At 71.4% G+C, this 2,248-nt stretch carries 1 protein-coding gene; it reads right to left on the reverse strand.

Going from position 1 to position 2,248, the window contains the following annotated elements; genetic code table 11:
• The coding region (locus tag AOK23_RS37195) for a glycosyl hydrolase 115 family protein (RefSeq protein ID WP_055716899.1) at positions 1-2,248 on the reverse strand (2,248 nt) is incomplete at both ends.

Genomic DNA, 2,248 nt, shown 5'->3' on the forward strand with positions numbered 1-2,248 from the left:
CCCTCCGCGCCGCCGGCCGGCACCCCCGCCCAGTCCACCCGGACGGCCACCCGGACCTGCTGGTCGACCCGGCCGCGCGACCGGTCCACGACCAGCCACGGCACCGACGGCTCGACGCGGTACGAGAAGGGCGTACGGCCCCGGTTGAAGATCTCGACGTACTGCCGGGGCCGCGTCTGGTACGGGCTGAACACCGGGAGCACGGCCGCCGCCCCGGACGCGCTGCCCGGCCACCACGCCCCCCGGTCGTCCGCCCCGTCGACGGCGACTCCCAGTTCCGCGGCCTCCGGAACCTCGATCCGCCGCACCTTGGGGAAGATCTCGTCCGGCAGCGCCTGGTGGTCCTTCTCCGGCTGCTGCCATCCCGCGTTGGGGCCGTAGCGTTCGACATCCCCGTACCCGATGTGCGGCTGGGTCTGGAAACCCCGCCACTTCCCGTCGGCGACCTCGGTGTTGAAGCGATCGGCGAGGGCGAAGTCCCTGGCCAGGCCCGCCTCCGCGGCGGCCGCCCGGTCGTTCGTCGCCGCCCGCCCCTGCCGCGCGTACAGCAGGTTCTTGAACTCGTCCTCCCGTAACCCGTACAGGTTCGCCGTCGCCAGCACCGGGTAGCCGACCAGTTCGAACCACGCGTCCTGGACACCGGCCGGCAGCTTCCGCCCCAGCCGCTCCGTCCGCCGGGCCAGCGCGCGCCACTCCTCGGTGACGCGCTCGAGCTCGTGGTGCCCGAAGAAGAACGGCGTCTCCTTGTCGTCGTAGACGATCGCCCGCTCGTCCTTCGTCGGGTCCTGCGACGGGTCGAGGGTGATCCGCCGGTTCAGCAGCTCGGGCTTGCGGCGGGCCTGCAACTGCCCGTACGCGCTCAGCACCTCGGCGATCTCGGCGGCGAACCGCCCGCCGAAGTTCTGCCGGGCGAACCCCCGCTCCCACTCCTCCAGGTTCTCCAGCCCCCAACGGCCGGGCCTCCAGGCATAGTTCAGGAAGAACTCGGTGGGCAGCTCGTTCCCCTTCAGGTCGCCGACGTTCGCCACCCACAGACCGTGGTTGCCGTAGGCGTCGGCCGCGTGGAGCTGCTCCCAGAGGTTGGCGAGGTTCGCCGTGTCGACCCACTTGTAGTTGCGGCCGACGCCCACATAGTCGAAGTGGTAGTACAACCCGTAGCCCCCGGGTCGTGGCTCCCGTGGGTCGGGATGCTTACGGATGTTCCCCCAGTTGTCGTCCGTCAGGACGACCGTCACATCGTCGGGCGCCCTGAGGCCCCGGTCCCAGTACCGCTGGACCTCCTTGTAGAGGGTCCACACCTGCGGGGTCTCGTCCGCCGGCCTCCCGGTCACCTCCTCGATGATCCGGCGCTGCGTCGCGATGATCTCCGTCATCAGCTCGATGCCGTCGCCGTCGGGCAGGCTCGTGTCGCCGTTCCCCCGCATCCCCAGGGTGACGACACCCTCGAAGTCCTCGTCGACCATGCGCCGGATGCCGTCCCGCCAGTAGGCCCGGACGGCCTCGGCGTTCCGCCGGTACGACCACTCCCCGGTGCCCCCGTAGGGGTCGCGGCCGGGGGTCACGATCGCCCCGGAGGAGTCCCTGACCGCCGGCACGGCATGGCGGTTCCACTCCTCGATGCCCCGCATCATGGGCGCCTCGTGAGACGTGCCCATGACAATCCCGTACTCCTTGGCGCGCGCGTGGTTCTCCGGGTCGTCCTCGGCGAACGCCCGCCCCCACACCGCCGGCCAGACGTAGTTCCCCTTCAGCCGGAGCAGCACCTCGAAGACCTTGGCCCAGAAGTCGGCGGTGAACCCCCCGGGATACCCGGGCGCCTTGCCGGGGCCGAAGAACGCCGGCGCCCAGGTCCCGAGCGCCGGGTTCTCGTCGTTGATGAAGACCCCCCGGTACTTCACCGCCGGCGTGCCCTGGCTGTACCGGCCCGGCAGCACGTACACCTCGTCCCGGCGCACCGGCGGCACGTCGTCCCACCAGTACCAGGGGGAGACCCCGATGCCGTACGACACGTCGTATACCCCGAAGATCGTGCCGCGCGGATCGCTGCCCGCGACCACGAAGGCCCGCTCCACCCCGGGCATCGGCCGCTCCACGACCGTCTGCAACGAGGTCTCCCACTTCCCCCGCACCCCGCTGACGTCGAGCTTCCCCGCGCTCACCAGCCCGTCGATCAGCGGACTCCGCCCGATGGTCCCCACCAGGACCACCTCACGGCCCATCGAGCCCCCCGGCCGCACCCCCGTGACCC

This window comes from Streptomyces torulosus (assembly GCF_001419765.1).
In the GTDB taxonomy this organism is placed as follows: domain Bacteria; phylum Actinomycetota; class Actinomycetes; order Streptomycetales; family Streptomycetaceae; genus Streptomyces; species Streptomyces torulosus.